A 14,493-nucleotide genomic window follows, 5' to 3' on the forward strand; every position below is an offset into this window, starting at 1 on the left:
GGGCCGCTACCATGCGTGCCACTCAGCCCGCTCAATAGGCTCAGCAGTTTTCAGCCCACGGAACACGCTCTATGCGTTTGATTGCCCTTTTGCTGGCCCTTCTGGCCGCCGCGTTTTTGGTCAAGCAGCAGCTCGCGCCGCATGCGGCGCCACCCCAGTTGGCCGACATCCCCGAAGCCGCCAGCGCCATGCCACGGGTACCCACCCAGGCCTCAGAGGTGCAAGGCTTCAAGCGCGACATGAACGACTTCATGGCCGAGCAAGACGCCAAACGCGCTGCGGCGATTGACAAGGCGGCATCCGAATAGCCTGAAGCTGACTTACCGCGCCATGCCCCGCACGCCACCACACGAGGCCGAGTTGCTGCGCATCGTCAGCAGCTCGGCAGGGTTCATGTCCGCACTGCGCGACCTCGAGCTGGCCTACTTCGAACCCACGCACAGCGCTACCGATGAAACGGCACTGCAGCAAGCCCCCTTGAATGCATATCTCCAGACTGCCCAGCGTCACACACCGGCGCTAGGATGAACTTTTCTTTGGGAGCTTGTCATGGGACTTTTCGACGCCATTGCCGGTCAAGTGCTGGGTTCGATTGCGGGCAACGGGCAGGGCTCGGGCCTGATGGAGGCGGTGAGTGGCCTGCTGGCCAACCACCCCGGTGGGCTGCAGGGCTTGGTTTCTGCGTTTGAGCAGCAGGGGCTGGGCGGTGTGGTGAGCTCGTGGATTGGCACGGGGCAGAACCTGCCCATCTCGGCGGAGCAAATCCAGTCGGTGCTGGGCAGCGGGCAGATTCAAAGCTTGGCGCAGAGCCTGGGTTTCTCGGCGCAGGATGTGTCGGGCCAGCTGGCGCAGCTGCTGCCGCAGGTGATTGACCAGATCACCCCCAACGGCGCGCTGCCCGAAGGTGGCGCCTTGGAGGGGCTGCTGGGAATGCTCAAGGGGTGAGCCACCTCGCGCTGCCCGAGACCTTGCTGGAGCAATGGCAGCACCAGTGCACCCAGGCTGCGAGCTTCGCGGTCTGGCCGGATGGCTGCCAAGATTTGATCGGGTGGCAGGACCCTGGAAGCCCGGCACAGTGGAAGCTCACGGCGCTGATGGATCGCGCTGAATGGGTGCAGGCGCCGCCGGGGCGACGTTACCGCGGGTTCCGGCTGGCACCGGGGGTGCAAGTGCAGGCGCCAAGCTTGCTGCAGGCGGTGGCGAGGCTGGAGCTCGATGACCACCCCTCGGTGGGCCAGCATTTGGAGGCGTTCACGCACTGCGACCCGCGCGTGCAGGAAGCATTGGCGGCCTTGGCCACACATGCCACCCTGCCTGCAGCACGGCGCGCCCTTGGGGTGCGGGAGCGCACGCTGCAGCGCTGGGTCCAGCAGGCCACGGGGCGCACGCCTTTGTACTGGCTGGCATTGGCGAGGCTGCGCCGTGCGCTTCGCCAACTGCCGCAGCTGGACATGCCCCTGGCGGATTTGGCCGCGGCCCAGGGCTATACCGACCAGCCCCATATGAACCTGGAGTTCCGCCGCTGGCTGGGCCAGACCCCAGGCGCACTGCGCCGCCAGCCCGCAGGCATCGCGCTGGCGTCCGGCCACGGCTGACGGGGCCGGGGCTTCACCCCATGGGCGTACACAGCTCCACGGTGAAGCCCTCGGGGTCGGCCACGTAGGCCACGGTTTGGCCCCATTCCATGCGCTGGGGCTCTTGCAGGGCCTGGGCGCCAGCGCCGACGGCGCGCGCCATGGCGGCGGGCACGTCCTCAGTCACCAGCGCGATTTCAAAACACGGGGCTTTGAGCTGCGGCGCGGCGGGCGTTTTGCCCAGTTGCTGCAGCAGCGCGCGTGAACAAAAGGCCAGCGAGGTGCTGCCGGTGTCGAGCTCGGCAAAGCTGGCGCTCTCGTCCATGAACTTCAGCGTCAGGCCAAAGGCTTGTTCGTAAAACTGCACGCTGGCGCGCACGTCAGCCACATAAAGAATGGTGTAGCCCAGTTTCATGGTGTTGCCCTCCTCGGCAATGTGTGGGTGGCCCACTGTAGAAGCAGGCAGCGCCCGCGGTCTTGGAAATTTCCGCCAGCAGGCGTCAGCGCCGCTCATCACGGATTGGCGCCACGGGTCATGTCCACCCAGCAAAGGGTTTCGGCGCCGGGCAGACTGCGGTTCATCGCAAACACTGTTGCAGAGGAGATCGCCATGAACATCAGCACCCGTACGCTCGCCCGTCTGACCCTGAGCACCGCCCTGCTGGCCTTGAGCAGCACTGGGAGCTGGGCCCAACAACAGGTGCAGGCCGGAGACATCACCATCACCGTGCGGGGCGAAGGCAAGCCCGTGCTGATGATTCCGGGGCTCAACAGCGCCGCCAGCACCTGGGAGGACACCTGCACGGCCCTGCAGCCCGGCGTGCAATGCCATATGGCGCAATTGCCCGGATTTGCGGGCGCCCCGGCCAGCGAGCGCTACCGGGCCGGCGTCATCGCCAGCGCCACGGCCGACCTCAACGCCTACCTGAAACAGCGGCCCATGCCCGTGGTCGGCCACAGCCTGGGTGGGGTGATTGCGCTGAACATGGCGCTGCAGCCCCAAGCGCGCGTCAAGCGCCTGGTGATCGTGGACTCGCTGCCCTTTTTCAGCGCGATGCAAAACCCTGCCATGACGCCCGAGCAAACCCGACCCATGGCCGAGGCGCAGCGCAGCGCCATGATCGCCGGTGGCATGTCTGAGGAGGCCCAGCGCGCCATGCTGGCCCGCATGGCCGCCACCATGGCGCAAGACAGCCAGCGCCAGGCCGCCATCGTGCAGTGGGGCATGAGCAGCGATCGCAGCACCACCGCGCAGGCCATGTTCGACATGACCCAAACCGACCTGCGTGCAGCGATTGCAGGCATCCAGGTGCCCACCACGGTGCTGGGCTCCTGGGCGGCTTACAAACCCTTTGGCAGCACCAAAGAGAGCACACAGGCCATCTTCCAGACCCAGTTCCAAGCCCTCAAGCCGCTGGAGCTGCGCATGAGCGAGTCGGGCTACCACTTCCTGATGTGGGACGATGCCGCGCTGGTCACGGCCGCCATCCGCAACGCCTTGTGACGCGCCCTGCCCCCCGCTTGACACCCCCTTTCTTGCCATGACCCGATATCTGCGTGCACGACCCGCCCGGCTCTGGGGCCAGCTGCTGTTTTGGGGCGCCTATGCGCTGCTGATGGGTTTGAGCTGGCGTATGGCCGGGAAGGAAAGCGTGGCGCCCTCCACCACCTGGGCCATTGCGCTGGGCGTGTCGGGCACGCTGCTGCTGTGCTCGGAAGCGCTGCGCGCGCTGGCCCTGCGCCAGCGCTGGCTGGAGCGGCCGCTGCTGGGCATGGTGTGGCGCGTGGGTTTGGCCGTGCCGCTGGTGGCCACGCTGGGGCAGCTCTTCATCCGGCTGGGCATCACGGCGGGCCTGCATCTGGGCCTGCTGCACATGCCCGAGCCCATGCAATCCATGGCCCGGAGCACCATGGTGATTTACGTGCTCAACAGCTGCCTCATGCTGTGGATGTGGATGGCGCTGTGGTTCGGGGTTCAAGCCTTGAAGCGCTGGCGCCAGGAAGAGGTGGCGCACTGGCGCACCGAGGCCCAGCAGCAGCAGCTGGAGCTCAAACTGCTGCAGGCCCAGCTCAACCCGCACTTTCTCTTCAACGCCATCAACAATGTGCGCAGCCTGATCCTGGAAGACCCCGCGCGGGCCCGCGAAATGCTGGGCAGCCTCTCCAACACCCTGCAGCACAGCCTGCGCCGCCAACACGAAGTCCTGGTGCCCCTGCAAGAAGAGCTGCAGCTGGTGCGTGACTATCTGGCGCTGCAGCAGCTGCACCACGAACAACGCCTGCAAGTGCAATGGGCACTGCAAAGCGGCTGTGAGGCCGCGCTGGTGCCGCCCCTGGCCCTGCAGCTGCTGGTGGAAAACGCCATCAAACACGGCATTGCGCGCGTGCAAGGCGGCGGCACGCTGCGCATTGCGCTGTGGCGTGCCAGCCAGGGCGAGCTGGTGCTGGAGGTGGAAAATCCCGGCGCACTCACGCCCGCTGCGCCCCATGCCGCCGCGCAGGGCGAAGGCGGTGTGGGCCTGAGCAATCTGCGCCACCGCCTCAGCCGCCTGCCCGTGCCCGGGCAGCTCACCCTGCAGCCCAGCGCGCTGGGCGTGCTGGCACGCCTCACCCTCCCAGCCCAGGCCTGAGCGCCTGCTCTTGTTCATGAAGACCTTGCTGATTGAAGACTCACGCCTGGCGCGCCTGGAGCTGCGCCACCTGCTGCGCGAGCACCCCGAAGTGCAGCTGCTGGGCGAGGCCGCCGCGCTGGACGAAGCGCGCCAGGCCATCGAGACCCTGCAGCCCCAGCTGCTGCTGCTGGACATCCACCTGGACGGCGGCACCGCGTTTGAGCTGCTGGACCAGCTCGAGCACCTGCCGCAGGTGATCTTCACCACCGGCTTTGACAACCACGCCATCGAGGCCTTTGAGCGCAATGCCCTGGACTACCTGCTCAAGCCCGTGCAGCCCGAGCGCCTGGCCCAGGCCCTGAGCAAAGCCCAGGCCGTGCTGCAAGCCCAAACAGCGGCTGCACCCTTGGCGCCCGAGACGAACGAAGCCGCGCCACCCGCGGCCGCGCCCGGCACGCGCAAAGGCCTGGACGACACCATTTTTGTGCGCGACGGCGAGCGCTGCTGGTTTGTGCCCCTGGCCGAGGTCAGCGGCTTTGAGAGCTATGGCAACTACGCGCGGGTGTACTTCCGTGAGCAACGCCCCTTGCTGGCGCGCACGCTCAACCACCTCGAAGCGCGGCTGGACCCGCAAGCCTTCTTTCGCGCCAGCCGCAGCCACATCATTGGCCTGCGCTGGATCAGCGACATCCAGCCCTGGCTCAACGACGGCTACCAAGTGACGCTGCGCGACGGGCGCCAGGTAGAGGTCTCGCGCCGCCAAGCCAAAGCACTGCGCGACATGCTGGAGATTTGAGGCCGCGCGCGGCCCGAAGGCGCGCCTGCAAGGGCAAGGCCGCATCCCTACAATGGCGGACCAGCCCACCGGCTGAAGCCCTGCAGTTTTTTGGCGCCCCACCCCACCCCGGCGAGGCGCTGCTTTGGAGCCCTCGATCCCATGGATACCCGCACCTCCCCGATTGCCCTGCGCCTGGCGCGCGCCCGCGAAGCCCTTGTTGCCGCAGGCGCCCACGCGCTGCTGGTGCCCTCGGCCGACCCGCATTTGTCCGAATACCTGCCCCAGCGCTGGGCGGCGCGGGAGTGGCTCTCGGGCTTTACCGGCTCCGTGGGCACGCTGGTGGTGACACGCACCGACGCCCAGCTCTTTGCCGACAGCCGCTACTGGACGCAGGCCGAGGCCGAGCTGCAAGGCAGCGGCATTGCGCTGTTCAAGATTCCCACCGGCGCGGCGCTGCACCACATCGACTGGCTGGCGCAAAACCTGCAAGCCGGGCAAACCGTGATGGTGGACGGCCAGGTGCTGGGCCTGGGCCTGGCCCAGATGCTGCGCCAAGCCCTCAGCGCCAAGAACATCAGGCTGCGCACCGATGCGGACTTGCTGGAGAGCTTCTGGAGCGATCGCCCGGGCCTGCCCGCTGACGCGGTGTACGAGCACTTGGCGCCCCACGCCACCAGCACGCGCGCCGACAAGCTCGCGCAGGTGCGCGCAGCACTGCAAGCCAAGGGCGTGAGCCACCACCTCATCTCCAGCGTGGACGATGTGGCCTGGGTGCTGAACCTGCGCGGCTCGGACGTGCCCTGCAACCCCGTCTTCATCGCCCACCTGCTGCTGGACGCCCAGCAAGCCCAGCTCTTTGTGGCTGAAGGCAAGATTCCCGCCGCGCTGGCCCAAAAGCTGGCCGCCGACGGCGTGCAGCTGCGCCCCTACGAAGCCGCACGCGCTGCACTGGGCGCGCTGGACGCTGGCGCCACGCTCCTGGTGGACCCGCGCCGCGTGACGCTGGGCCTGCGCGAAGCGGCTGCCTGCAAGGTGGTCGAGGCCATCAACCCCAGCACCTTGCTCAAGAGCCGCAAGAGCGACGCCGAGGCCGCCCACATCCGCCGCGCCATGGAAGAAGACGGCGCGGCCATGTGCCACTTCTACGCCTGGTTTGAAGCCGCGCTGGGCCAAGAGCGCATCACCGAGCTGACGGTGGACGAGCGCCTCAGCGCCGAGCGCGCACGCCGTGCGGGCTTTGTCGGCCTGAGCTTCCCCACCATCGCGGGCTTCAACGCCAACGGTGCCATGCCGCACTACCGCGCCACCGAGGCCTCGCACGCCGTGATCGAGGGCGATGGGCTGCTGCTCATCGACTCCGGCGGCCAATACCTGGGCGGCACCACCGACATCACCCGCGTGTGGGCCATCGGTGCCGTCACCCCCGCGCAAAAGCGCGACTACACGCTGGTGCTCAAGGGCACGATTGCGCTGTCACGCGCCGTCTTCCCGCGCGGCACGCTGGGCCCCATGCTGGACGCGCTGGCACGCGCACCCATGTGGGCGCACGGGCTGGACTTCGGCCACGGCACCGGCCACGGCGTGGGCTACTTCATGAACGTGCACGAAGGCCCGCAGAACATCTCCAAGGCCATTCCCGACGCCAATATGGCCATGGAAGTGGGCATGATCACCTCCATCGAGCCCGGCGTGTACCGCCCCGGCCAATGGGGTGTGCGCATCGAAAACCTGGTGCTCAACACGCCGCAGGCCACCCCCGAGGGCGGCGCCTTTGGCGAGATGCTGGCCTTTGAGACCCTCACCCTGTGCCCGATTGACACGCGCTGCATCGACCTGGCCCTGCTGGGCGAGGACGACCGCGCCTGGCTCAACCACTACCACGCCGAAGTGCGCCGCCGCCTGGCGCCGCTGGTGGACGGCGCCGCGCTGGCCTGGCTGGAGCTGCGCACCCAGCCGCTCTGAGATCAGCCGCCGCCGCGGCCACCTACATCTGGCGAAACAGGTGCAGGTAGCTGCGGCTGACGGGCAGCACCTCGCTGCGCCCGCGCAGGTGCACGTCGGCCGTTTCATTGGCGCCGCGCGTGACGTGGCTGATGGCGTTGAGGTTGACCACCACGGAGCGGTGGATCTGCGCAAAGTGCTTGGGGTCCAGCCGCCCCACCAGCTCGCGTATGGGCGTGCGGATGAGGGCTTCGCCCTCGCGTGACACCACCAGGGTGTACTTCTCGTCGGAGCGCAGGTAGAGGATGTGCTCCACCGCAATGAGCTTGACGGTGTTGCCCACCGAGGCGCGCAGCCACTGCAGCGGCTCCTCCGCCTCGGGGTGGGCGCGCCGCGCCAGGCGCCGCGCCAAATCGTCCAAGGCATCGTCCAAAGAGCGCCCATCGCCCAGGGCCGCCACACGCGCTTGCTGGTGCAGCGCCAGGCGTTCCTTGAGCCGCTGCACCGTCTGGGTCAGGCGCGTGTCGTCCAGGGGCTTGACCAGGTAGTCCAGCGCGCCACGGTCAAAGGCCTGCAGGGCGTATTGCTCGTAGGCCGTGACAAACACCAGATGCGCGGCCTTGCCGATGTGCTTGGCCGCCTCCATGCCGTTCATGCCGGGCATGTGCACGTCCAAGAACACGATGTCGGGCTGGTGCTCGTCGAACAGCTCCAGCGCCTCGCGCCCGTTGCGGGCCTGGGCCACCACGCTGAGCTCGGGCCAGGCGTGCGAGAGGGCCAGCACTAGGCTGTCGCGCAGCAGGGGTTCGTCGTCAGCAATCAGGGCGCGGGGCGTGGTGCTCATGCCAGGTCTCAAAAAACAGCGTCAGTCAAACAGGGCGGGCGCGAGCAGGCCCTTCAGGCCAGCGGCAGGCGGATTTCGGCGCGCACGCCACCGCCGGGATTTTCCGCCAGCTCCAGCGCGGCCTCGGGGCCGAAGAACAGCAGCAGGCGCTCGCGCAGCGTCTTGAGCCCGGTGCCGCTGCCCATGCTGTGGGTCAGGCCCACGCCGGTGTCCAGCACCCACAGGCGCAGCTGCTGGCCCTCGCGCCGCGCGCCCAGCTGCACCTGCCCGCCCTCCTCGCTGGGGTCTATGCCATGGCGTATGGCGTTTTCCACCAGCGTGAGCAAGGCCGCAGGCGGGAAGCGCAGGGTGTGGAACTGCGCGTCCACCTGCACCTCAAAACGCAGCCGGTCGGGCATGCGCAGGTGCATGAGGTCGAGATAGGCCTGCACCAGCAGCAGCTCGTCGCCCAGGGTGCTGACTTCGTCGGTGAGCCGCGGCATGGCCGCTCGCAAATAGGCAATCAGGCTGCGCAGCACCGGTGCGGCGCGCGGCGAGCCCGTCTCCACCAGCATGCGCACATTGGCCAGGGTGTTGAAGAGAAAGTGCGGCTCCACCTGCGCCTGCAGCACGCGCAGCCGCGCGTCCAGCGCCTGGCGCTCCAGCTCGCTGCGCTCCAGCTCAAAGCGCAGCCGCTCGCTGCGGGCTTCGGCATCGCGCTGGCGGTACAGCGCCCCCAGGGCCAGCAGCGGCCCCAGCAGCAGGCCTGCGCCAGCAATCCACATAAAGCCGCGAATGCGGCCTTCGCTGCGCAAAAAGCTCACCAGGTCGCCCTCGACCGACACCAGGTAAGCCAGCAGCGTGGCCACGGGCACGGTGAGCGCCACCGCCGCCACCTGCAGCCCCCAGCGCGCGCACCAGGGCGGCAGCCGTGCGGGCCACTGCGCCGCCGCGCAAAACGCCAGCAGTGCCAGCAGGCCCACAAACAGGGTGCGCCCCAGCAGCACCGGCAGCGGTGTGATGAAGATGGGCTTGAGCGCCAGCGCCGCCAGCACGGCCAGCAGCAGCGCCACCAACACGCGCTGCGGCGTGAGCGAGGCCAGAAAGACGCGCCAGCCGGAGTCCTCCGGCCCAGCGCTCGCAATGCGAGACAGCTTGGACATCCCGCCACCATAGCCGCACGGCGCGCGTGGGCCTAGCGCAGCGGCCCCGCGGCGCGACAAAGCACGGCCGCAAGGGCTTGAACGGCAGTCGCTGCGCTCAGGCGCGAACGCCCACGCGCCCCGTCACAGCCTCTTTGCCCGCGGCAATGGCAAAGCGCAAAGCCTCGGCCGCCGTGGCCCAGCCGTAGCCCCCGGCCAAGTTGTCGTCGCGAAAGGCCACGCGCTGGCTGCCCCCGCGGCGCACCACCACCACCGCGGCGGCGTAACCGAACTGGCGGAACTTCTCGATGGCGCCTGCGTAAATCCGGTAGTCGCCGGTATCGACTTCAGTGAAATGCATGGCTGCTCCCCGTTGAGTCCATGCCTCGCACTGTGCACCCTGACGCTGGTTTCATCGCCCCCCCATTGGTCATCCCCCAAAAGTGGGATGACTCATCAGACCAAAGCGCCAGTCGCAAGTCAAGGCGCGAAGGCTAGACCGTGCTTTGTCAGCGGCACATGGCAGCAGCCCCCTCGGCAGGAGATACGATACCAACAATCATTCTCATTAGCGATTGCAATTGAAGTTGCATTTGAGGCCTGCAAACACCCCAGACGACTTTGGAGACCCCCACCATGCCCCGACACGCCGCCCCCTGGACTGCCGCCCTCGCCCTGACATCGGCCTTGGCCGCCGCGCTGCCGGCCTGGGCCCAAACCGCTGCATCCGCCACCGCCCCCAGCAGCGCGCAGGCTGCCACGGTGCACAGCGTCACGGCACACTACGCCGCCTTGGTGCATGCCACCTACAGCGACACCCTGACCCTGGCGCGCACCCTGCAAGCCGCCGTGCAAGCCTTTGTGGCGGCCCCTTCGGCGCAGACCCAGGCGCAGGCCCAGCAGGCCTGGCTGGCCGCGCGTGAGTACTACGGCCAGACCGAAGCCTTTCGCTTTTATGGCGGCCCCATCGACGATGCGCGCGGCCCCGAAGGCCGCCTCAACGCCTGGCCCATGGATGAGTCCTATGTGGACTATGTCGAAGGCCAGCCCCGGGCGGGCCTGATCAACCAGCCCCGCCAGCCCATCACGGCGGCGGCCTTGAGCGCGGCCAATGAGCGCGGTGGCGAGGAAAACGTGGCCACGGGCTGGCACGCCATCGAGTTCCTGCTGTGGGGTCAGGACCGCTCCGAGCAAGGCCCGGGGGCGCGCAGCCATGAAGACTTTGTCGTGGGCAAAACGCCCAATGCCGAGCGCCGCGCCCGCTACCTGCGTGTGGTGACGGACTTGCTGGTGCAAGACCTGCAAAGCCTGGTCAAGGCCTGGGCGCCGGGGCACAAGAACAACTACCGCGCCGCCTTTGAGCGCGGTGGGCAGGGCTCGCTGCGCAAGATGCTGGTGGGCCTGGGCTCGCTGTCGCGCGGCGAGCTCGCGGGCGAGCGCCTGGAGGTGGCGCTGTCCAGCCAAGACCAGGAAGACGAGCACAGCTGCTTCTCCGACAACACCCACCGCGACGCGGTGAGCAATGCCCGGGGCATTGAAAACGTCTGGCTGGGGCGTTTTGTGCGCCTTGACGGCAGCACCCTGCAAGGCCCGGCGCTGCGCGACCTGGTGGCCGCGCGCGACGCCGCCTTGGCCGAGAAGGCCACGCGCCAAATTCGCCAGTCGGTGCAGGCCAGCGAGTCCATTCCCGCGCCCTTTGACCGCGCCATCGGCATCCACCACCCCGGGCGCGCGCGCATCGAGGCCACCATCGAGAGCCTCACCGCGCAGTCGCATGACCTGGTGGCCGCGGCGGCCGCCCTGGGCATCAAGCAGCTGACCCTGGTGCAGCCATGAGGCGGCGGCTGTGGGCGGCCGCTGCCACAGGGCTGGCCCTGGCCGGCCTGGGCAACAGCGCCTTGCTGCAGGCGCACAGCAGTGCGACCGACGCGCCGCTGCACAGCGCCGCGAGCGAGCGCACCGGCGGCGACACCACGGTGTGGGCCGACGGCAAAAACGCCTTCTCCTTCCCTGCGGCCAATTTGCCGCCCGAGGAGCGGGCGCGCTTTGCCGTGGGCAACTCCTTTTTCAAACGCAACTGGGTGCAGGCCCCGGCCAGCACCACGGCGCGCGACGGGCTGGGCCCGCACTTTCTGGCGCGCTCCTGCGCGGCCTGCCACATGCACGACGGGCGCGGTGCGCCCCCTGAGTGGCAACAAGGCTTGGCCAAGGAGGTGCCCCTGTCGGTGCTGCTGCGCATCTCGGTGCTGGATGCCAAGGGCCAAAGCGTGCCCCACCCGGTGTATGGCGACCAACTCAACACCGCAGCCGTGACCGGGGTGCGCCCCGAGGCGCGCGTGCGCATGCGCTGGCAGCCCGTGCGCGGGCGCTTTGCCGACGGCACGCCCTACACGCTGCAAAAGCCCATCTACCTCGTCGACCAACTCGGCTACGGCCCCAGCGGCCCGCTGCAGGTGAGCCCGCGCGTGGCACCGGTGGTGTTTGGCACCGGCTTGCTCGAGGCCATTGCCGTGCAGGACATTCTGGACAACGCCCAAACCCAGGCCCGGCTGCCCGGCCCCATCAAGGGCCAGCCCAACTGGGTGTGGGACGCCGTGGCGCAGCGCGAAATGCTGGGCCGCTTTGGCTGGAAGGCCAATGTGGCCACGCTGGCGCACCAGACCGCAGGCGCTTTTCTGGGCGATATCGGCATCACCTCCAGCACCTTTGCGCAGGAAGCCTGCACGCCTGCGCAAACCGACTGCCTGGCCGCCCCTCGCGGCGGCAGCGGCGGGGCGGCGGAAATCGACGACAAAACCCTGGCCGATGTGGTCTTCTACCAAGCCGTGCTGGCGCCACCGGCGCGGCGCGGCGTGGACGAGGTGCAGGTGCAGCGCGGCCAGCAGCTCTTTGCCCAAGCGCAGTGCGCGGTGTGCCACCGCCCCTCTTACACCACGGGCGAGCCGCCCTTCCCACGGCTGAGCAGCCGCGCGCTGCAGGGCCAAACCATCTGGCCCTACACCGACATGCTGCTGCACGACATGGGCCCCGCGCTGGCCGACGGTCGCCCCGACGGCCAGGCCAATGGCCGCCAGTGGAAGACGCCGCCGCTGTGGGGCATTGGGCTGCTGCGCGACGTCAACGGCCACACGCGGCTGCTGCACGACGGCCGCGCCCGGGGCGTGCTCGAAGCCGTGCTGTGGCATGGCGGCGAGGCCGAGGCCTCCAAAAACCAGGTCCTGCGCATGAGCCGCCAGGAGCGCGAAGCGCTGGTGCGTTTTGTGGAGTCGCTATGAACACCCCCTGCACCCCCAGCCGCCGCCAAGCCCTGCAACGCACCGCCCTGGCCCTTTGCTCGGCCAGCAGCGCGGCCAGCAGCGCGGCCAGCAGCGCGGCCAGCAGCACGGCGCAAGCCAGCGTGGCCTTCCCGGCCTACCGGGCCGAGCAGGCGCTGGCGGGGCTCTACGCCCACCACCTGCCCGCCCTGGCGCAAGACTTTGTGCGCCAGGCCCTGGCCCTCGCGGGGGCGGCCACCGAGCTGGCGCCACGCCCGCACCAGGGCGCTGCGCACGCGCCAGCGGCCCTGCAGCAAGCCTGGCAGCGCGCCCGCCTGGCCTGGTTGGCGCTGAGCACACCCGCCCTGGGCCCGTTGCTGGTGCGGCGCAGCCAGCGCCAGATTGACTTCTGGCCGCCGCGCAGCGCCTTGCTGCAGCGCGCCCTGCAACAGCCCCCTCAAAGCCTGGCCGAGCTGGCCGGTGTGGGGGCGCCAGCCAAAGGCTTTGCGGCCATGGACGCCTTGCTGCACAGCCCCGAGCAGCGCCCCCACGCCAGCGCCGAGCTGCCCTACTTCGCCCTGCTGGCCCAGGCCGTGGCCGAAGAAGCCCACAGCCTGCAAGACGGTCTGCAAGCCCTGGCCCAGCGCGACTGGGCCCAAGACAGCAGCGCCGCTGCCAGCGCTTTTGCGCAGTGGGTGAACCAATGGCTGGGCGGCTTGGAAGCGCTGCGCTGGGCGCAGATGGAGCAACCCCTGCTGCGCGCCCGCAGCAGCGGCCGCGCCCCCGCCTGGGCACGCCTGCGCTGGGCCGACAACTGCGCCGACTGGCGCGTGCAGTGGCAAGCCCTGCTCAGCCAAGCGCGCCTCAACCCTGCCCACCCCGATCAGCCCCCGCAAGCCGGTGCCGCCCTCATCCCGCTGGCGGCCCTGCTGCTGGGGCGCGGCGCCATCGGCGTGCAGCAGCGCTGGCAGCACCTGCTGGCGCAGGCCGACGCCCATATGGCCGCGCTGAGCCCCACGCAAGCACCCTCGGCCCAGCAGCTGCTGGCCCTGTGCGGCGCGCTCAAAGCCGTGAGCGCCTTCTACCAAAGCGAGGTGGCCCAGGCACTGGACGTGCCCCTGGGCTTTTCCAGTGCCGATGGTGACTGAGCCCCACCCCGCGCGGCGCCGCCAGGTGCTGGCTGCCGTGGCCGCACTGCCCCTGGCGCCCTGGAGCACGCTGGCGCGGGCCGCCCAGCCCCGCACCGTGGTGGCCGCCTGGCAAGACCAAGCGCAGCAGCACCTGGGCCTGCTGCAGCTGCAAGCGCAGGGCTTGCACGAGCTGCACCGCGTGGCCCTGCCCACACGCGCCCATGGCCTGCAAGTGCTGGCCGACGGCAGCGTGCTGGCCGCCGCACGGCGCCCCGGCGACTGGCTGCTGCGCTGGCACCCCGAGCGCGCCCTGCAGCACTGGGCCTGGGTGGAGCCGGAGCGGCGCCTCAACGGCCACCTGCTGGCCTGCGGCGAGCGGTTGTGGAGCAGCGAAACCGAGCTCGAAGCCGGCCAGGGCCTGCTGGGCCTGCGCCACGCCCTAAGCCTTGAGAAAACCGAGGAATGGCCCACCCACGGGCGCGACCCGCACCAAGTGCTGGCCCTGCCTCAGCCCCTGGCGGGCTTGCCCCCGGGCGCGCTGCTGGTGGCCAATGGCGGCATTCCCACCCTGCCCGAAACCGGGCGCAGCAAGCTCTGGGTACATGAGATGGCCTCCTCGCTGGTGGCCCTGCACCCGCAGCACGGCGCGCTGCTGGGCCAATGGCAGCTGAGCGAGCGCTATCTGAGCCTCCGCCACCTGGCCTGGAACCCCCACAGCCAGCTGCTGGGCGTGGCGCTGCAGGCCGAGCACCCCGACCCGCAGGCCCGCGCCACCGCCCCCGTGCTGGCGGTGTGGAACGGCCGCGAGCTGCGCACCGCCCCGCCGCACACGCCCCTGCAAGGCTATGGCGGCGACATCTGCGCCCTGCCCGACGGCGGCTTTCTCGTGAGCTGCCCACGCGCCCATGCGCTGGCACGCTTCAGCGCCACGGGCACGCTCACCCACACCCACGAGCTCAAAGCCGCCTGCGCCCTCTTCAGCGACGCCACCGGTTGGGCCTGCGCCGGGGCCGCCCTGGCCAGCACCGCCCCCCACCGCACGAGCGCCGAGCCCACGCCCCTGGCCCTGCCGCCACAGGCCCACTGGCAGCTGGACAACCACTGGCTGCCCCTCAGCACCGCGCTGGGCACACCCACGCCTGCGCAGCGCTGACACCGCTTCTGGCGCAAGCCTTCGCAGCTTGTGCCAATAGAGCGCCGCCCAAGCGCACAAGATTGCGCCGCCCTCGGGATTACACG

General features: G+C 69.4%; 16 protein-coding genes. 12 read left to right on the top strand and 4 right to left on the bottom strand.

The annotated features are described in order from the left end of the window. The first annotated feature begins 71 nt into the window (after positions 1–71). From ACG0Z6_RS14835 to ACG0Z6_RS14850, 4 genes are read left to right on the top strand one after another with little or no spacing between them, the layout of a single operon-like run. Positions 72–308 carry a hypothetical protein gene (locus tag ACG0Z6_RS14835; protein WP_394462740.1) on the top strand — a complete coding sequence of 79 codons (237 nt, stop codon included), beginning with the start codon at positions 72–74 and terminating at the stop codon, positions 306–308. A 22-nt stretch (positions 309–330) separates the two neighbouring features. Next, complete coding sequence (locus ACG0Z6_RS14840) at positions 331–528, top strand: hypothetical protein (protein ID WP_394462742.1); 198 nt, start codon at positions 331–333, stop codon at positions 526–528. Between the two features lie 21 nt (positions 529–549). Continuing rightward, positions 550–945, top strand: a complete 396-nt coding sequence (locus tag ACG0Z6_RS14845) for a YidB family protein (protein ID WP_394462744.1) — start codon at positions 550–552, stop codon at positions 943–945. Then, the gene (locus tag ACG0Z6_RS14850; protein WP_394462747.1) at positions 942–1,595 is read left to right on the top strand and encodes a helix-turn-helix domain-containing protein; all 654 of its coding nucleotides are present in this window, start codon (positions 942–944) and stop codon (positions 1,593–1,595) included. The genes ACG0Z6_RS14845 and ACG0Z6_RS14850 overlap by 4 nt, the downstream gene beginning before the upstream one ends. A gap of 13 nt (positions 1,596–1,608) precedes the next feature. On the opposite strand, the gene ACG0Z6_RS14855 is transcribed toward ACG0Z6_RS14850, so the two are convergent. After that, a complete protein-coding gene (locus ACG0Z6_RS14855; RefSeq protein WP_394462749.1) occupies positions 1,609–1,989 on the bottom strand; it encodes a VOC family protein in 381 nt (126 codons plus the stop codon). A 195-nt stretch (positions 1,990–2,184) separates the two neighbouring features. On the opposite strand from ACG0Z6_RS14855, the gene ACG0Z6_RS14860 reads away from it, so the two are divergent. From ACG0Z6_RS14860 to ACG0Z6_RS14875, 4 genes are all read left to right on the top strand, one after another. Beyond that, entirely contained in the window at positions 2,185–3,078 is an 894-nt protein-coding gene (locus ACG0Z6_RS14860) for an alpha/beta fold hydrolase (RefSeq protein ID WP_394462751.1), read from the top strand. A 37-nt stretch (positions 3,079–3,115) separates the two neighbouring features. Then, complete coding sequence (locus tag ACG0Z6_RS14865; protein WP_394462753.1) at positions 3,116–4,204, top strand: sensor histidine kinase; 1,089 nt, start codon at positions 3,116–3,118, stop codon at positions 4,202–4,204. 16 nt (positions 4,205–4,220) lie between these two features. Next, complete coding sequence (locus ACG0Z6_RS14870; RefSeq protein WP_394462755.1) at positions 4,221–4,982, top strand: LytR/AlgR family response regulator transcription factor; 762 nt, start codon at positions 4,221–4,223, stop codon at positions 4,980–4,982. A 141-nt stretch (positions 4,983–5,123) separates the two neighbouring features. Beyond that, complete coding sequence (locus ACG0Z6_RS14875) at positions 5,124–6,926, top strand: aminopeptidase P family protein (protein ID WP_394462757.1); 1,803 nt, start codon at positions 5,124–5,126, stop codon at positions 6,924–6,926. 22 nt (positions 6,927–6,948) lie between these two features. Here the strand turns inward: ACG0Z6_RS14875 and ACG0Z6_RS14880 are convergent, their stop codons facing one another. The 3 genes from ACG0Z6_RS14880 to ACG0Z6_RS14890 all read right to left on the bottom strand — a co-directional run bounded on the left by ACG0Z6_RS14880 (position 6,949) and on the right by ACG0Z6_RS14890 (position 9,231). Next, positions 6,949–7,749, bottom strand: a complete 801-nt coding sequence (locus ACG0Z6_RS14880) for a LytR/AlgR family response regulator transcription factor (RefSeq protein WP_394462759.1) — start codon at positions 7,747–7,749, stop codon at positions 6,949–6,951. Positions 7,750–7,802: 53 nt separating this feature from the next. Continuing rightward, positions 7,803–8,891, bottom strand: a complete 1,089-nt coding sequence (locus tag ACG0Z6_RS14885) for a sensor histidine kinase (RefSeq protein WP_394462761.1) — start codon at positions 8,889–8,891, stop codon at positions 7,803–7,805. A gap of 97 nt (positions 8,892–8,988) precedes the next feature. Next, positions 8,989–9,231: a hypothetical protein gene (locus ACG0Z6_RS14890; RefSeq protein WP_394462763.1), complete on the bottom strand. Its 243-nt coding sequence runs from the start codon at positions 9,229–9,231 to the stop codon at positions 8,989–8,991. Positions 9,232–9,506: 275 nt separating this feature from the next. On the opposite strand from ACG0Z6_RS14890, the gene ACG0Z6_RS14895 reads away from it, so the two are divergent. The 4 genes from ACG0Z6_RS14895 to ACG0Z6_RS14910 are packed head-to-tail and all read left to right on the top strand — an operon-like array spanning position 9,507 to position 14,407. Further along, complete coding sequence (locus tag ACG0Z6_RS14895; RefSeq protein ID WP_394462765.1) at positions 9,507–10,706, top strand: imelysin family protein; 1,200 nt, start codon at positions 9,507–9,509, stop codon at positions 10,704–10,706. Continuing rightward, the gene (locus tag ACG0Z6_RS14900) at positions 10,703–12,145 is read left to right on the top strand and encodes a di-heme oxidoreductase family protein (RefSeq protein ID WP_394462767.1); all 1,443 of its coding nucleotides are present in this window, start codon (positions 10,703–10,705) and stop codon (positions 12,143–12,145) included. Before ACG0Z6_RS14895 ends, ACG0Z6_RS14900 begins: the two co-directional genes overlap by 4 nt. Then, complete coding sequence (locus tag ACG0Z6_RS14905) at positions 12,142–13,272, top strand: hypothetical protein (RefSeq protein WP_394462769.1); 1,131 nt, start codon at positions 12,142–12,144, stop codon at positions 13,270–13,272. The genes ACG0Z6_RS14900 and ACG0Z6_RS14905 overlap by 4 nt, the downstream gene beginning before the upstream one ends. Then, the gene (locus tag ACG0Z6_RS14910; RefSeq protein WP_394462771.1) at positions 13,265–14,407 is read left to right on the top strand and encodes a DUF1513 domain-containing protein; all 1,143 of its coding nucleotides are present in this window, start codon (positions 13,265–13,267) and stop codon (positions 14,405–14,407) included. Before ACG0Z6_RS14905 ends, ACG0Z6_RS14910 begins: the two co-directional genes overlap by 8 nt. Positions 14,408–14,493 lie beyond the last annotated feature (86 nt).

It is taken from the genome of Roseateles rivi (genome assembly GCF_043555845.1).
Lineage (GTDB): Bacteria > Pseudomonadota > Gammaproteobacteria > Burkholderiales > Burkholderiaceae_C > Roseateles > Roseateles rivi.

Coding starts and splice junctions, on each gene's coding strand:
- ACG0Z6_RS14880 (WP_394462759.1), bottom strand. CDS start 7,749: ATGAGCACCACGCCCCGCGCCCTGATTGCTGACGACGAACCCCTGCTG.
- ACG0Z6_RS14865 (WP_394462753.1), top strand. CDS start 3,116: ATGACCCGATATCTGCGTGCACGACCCGCCCGGCTCTGGGGCCAGCTG.
- ACG0Z6_RS14870 (WP_394462755.1), top strand. CDS start 4,221: ATGAAGACCTTGCTGATTGAAGACTCACGCCTGGCGCGCCTGGAGCTG.
- ACG0Z6_RS14885 (WP_394462761.1), bottom strand. CDS start 8,891: ATGTCCAAGCTGTCTCGCATTGCGAGCGCTGGGCCGGAGGACTCCGGC.
- ACG0Z6_RS14895 (WP_394462765.1), top strand. CDS start 9,507: ATGCCCCGACACGCCGCCCCCTGGACTGCCGCCCTCGCCCTGACATCG.
- ACG0Z6_RS14875 (WP_394462757.1), top strand. CDS start 5,124: ATGGATACCCGCACCTCCCCGATTGCCCTGCGCCTGGCGCGCGCCCGC.
- ACG0Z6_RS14835 (WP_394462740.1), top strand. CDS start 72: ATGCGTTTGATTGCCCTTTTGCTGGCCCTTCTGGCCGCCGCGTTTTTG.
- ACG0Z6_RS14900 (WP_394462767.1), top strand. CDS start 10,703: ATGAGGCGGCGGCTGTGGGCGGCCGCTGCCACAGGGCTGGCCCTGGCC.
- ACG0Z6_RS14890 (WP_394462763.1), bottom strand. CDS start 9,231: ATGCATTTCACTGAAGTCGATACCGGCGACTACCGGATTTACGCAGGC.
- ACG0Z6_RS14860 (WP_394462751.1), top strand. CDS start 2,185: ATGAACATCAGCACCCGTACGCTCGCCCGTCTGACCCTGAGCACCGCC.
- ACG0Z6_RS14845 (WP_394462744.1), top strand. CDS start 550: ATGGGACTTTTCGACGCCATTGCCGGTCAAGTGCTGGGTTCGATTGCG.
- ACG0Z6_RS14840 (WP_394462742.1), top strand. CDS start 331: ATGCCCCGCACGCCACCACACGAGGCCGAGTTGCTGCGCATCGTCAGC.
- ACG0Z6_RS14905 (WP_394462769.1), top strand. CDS start 12,142: ATGAACACCCCCTGCACCCCCAGCCGCCGCCAAGCCCTGCAACGCACC.
- ACG0Z6_RS14855 (WP_394462749.1), bottom strand. CDS start 1,989: ATGAAACTGGGCTACACCATTCTTTATGTGGCTGACGTGCGCGCCAGC.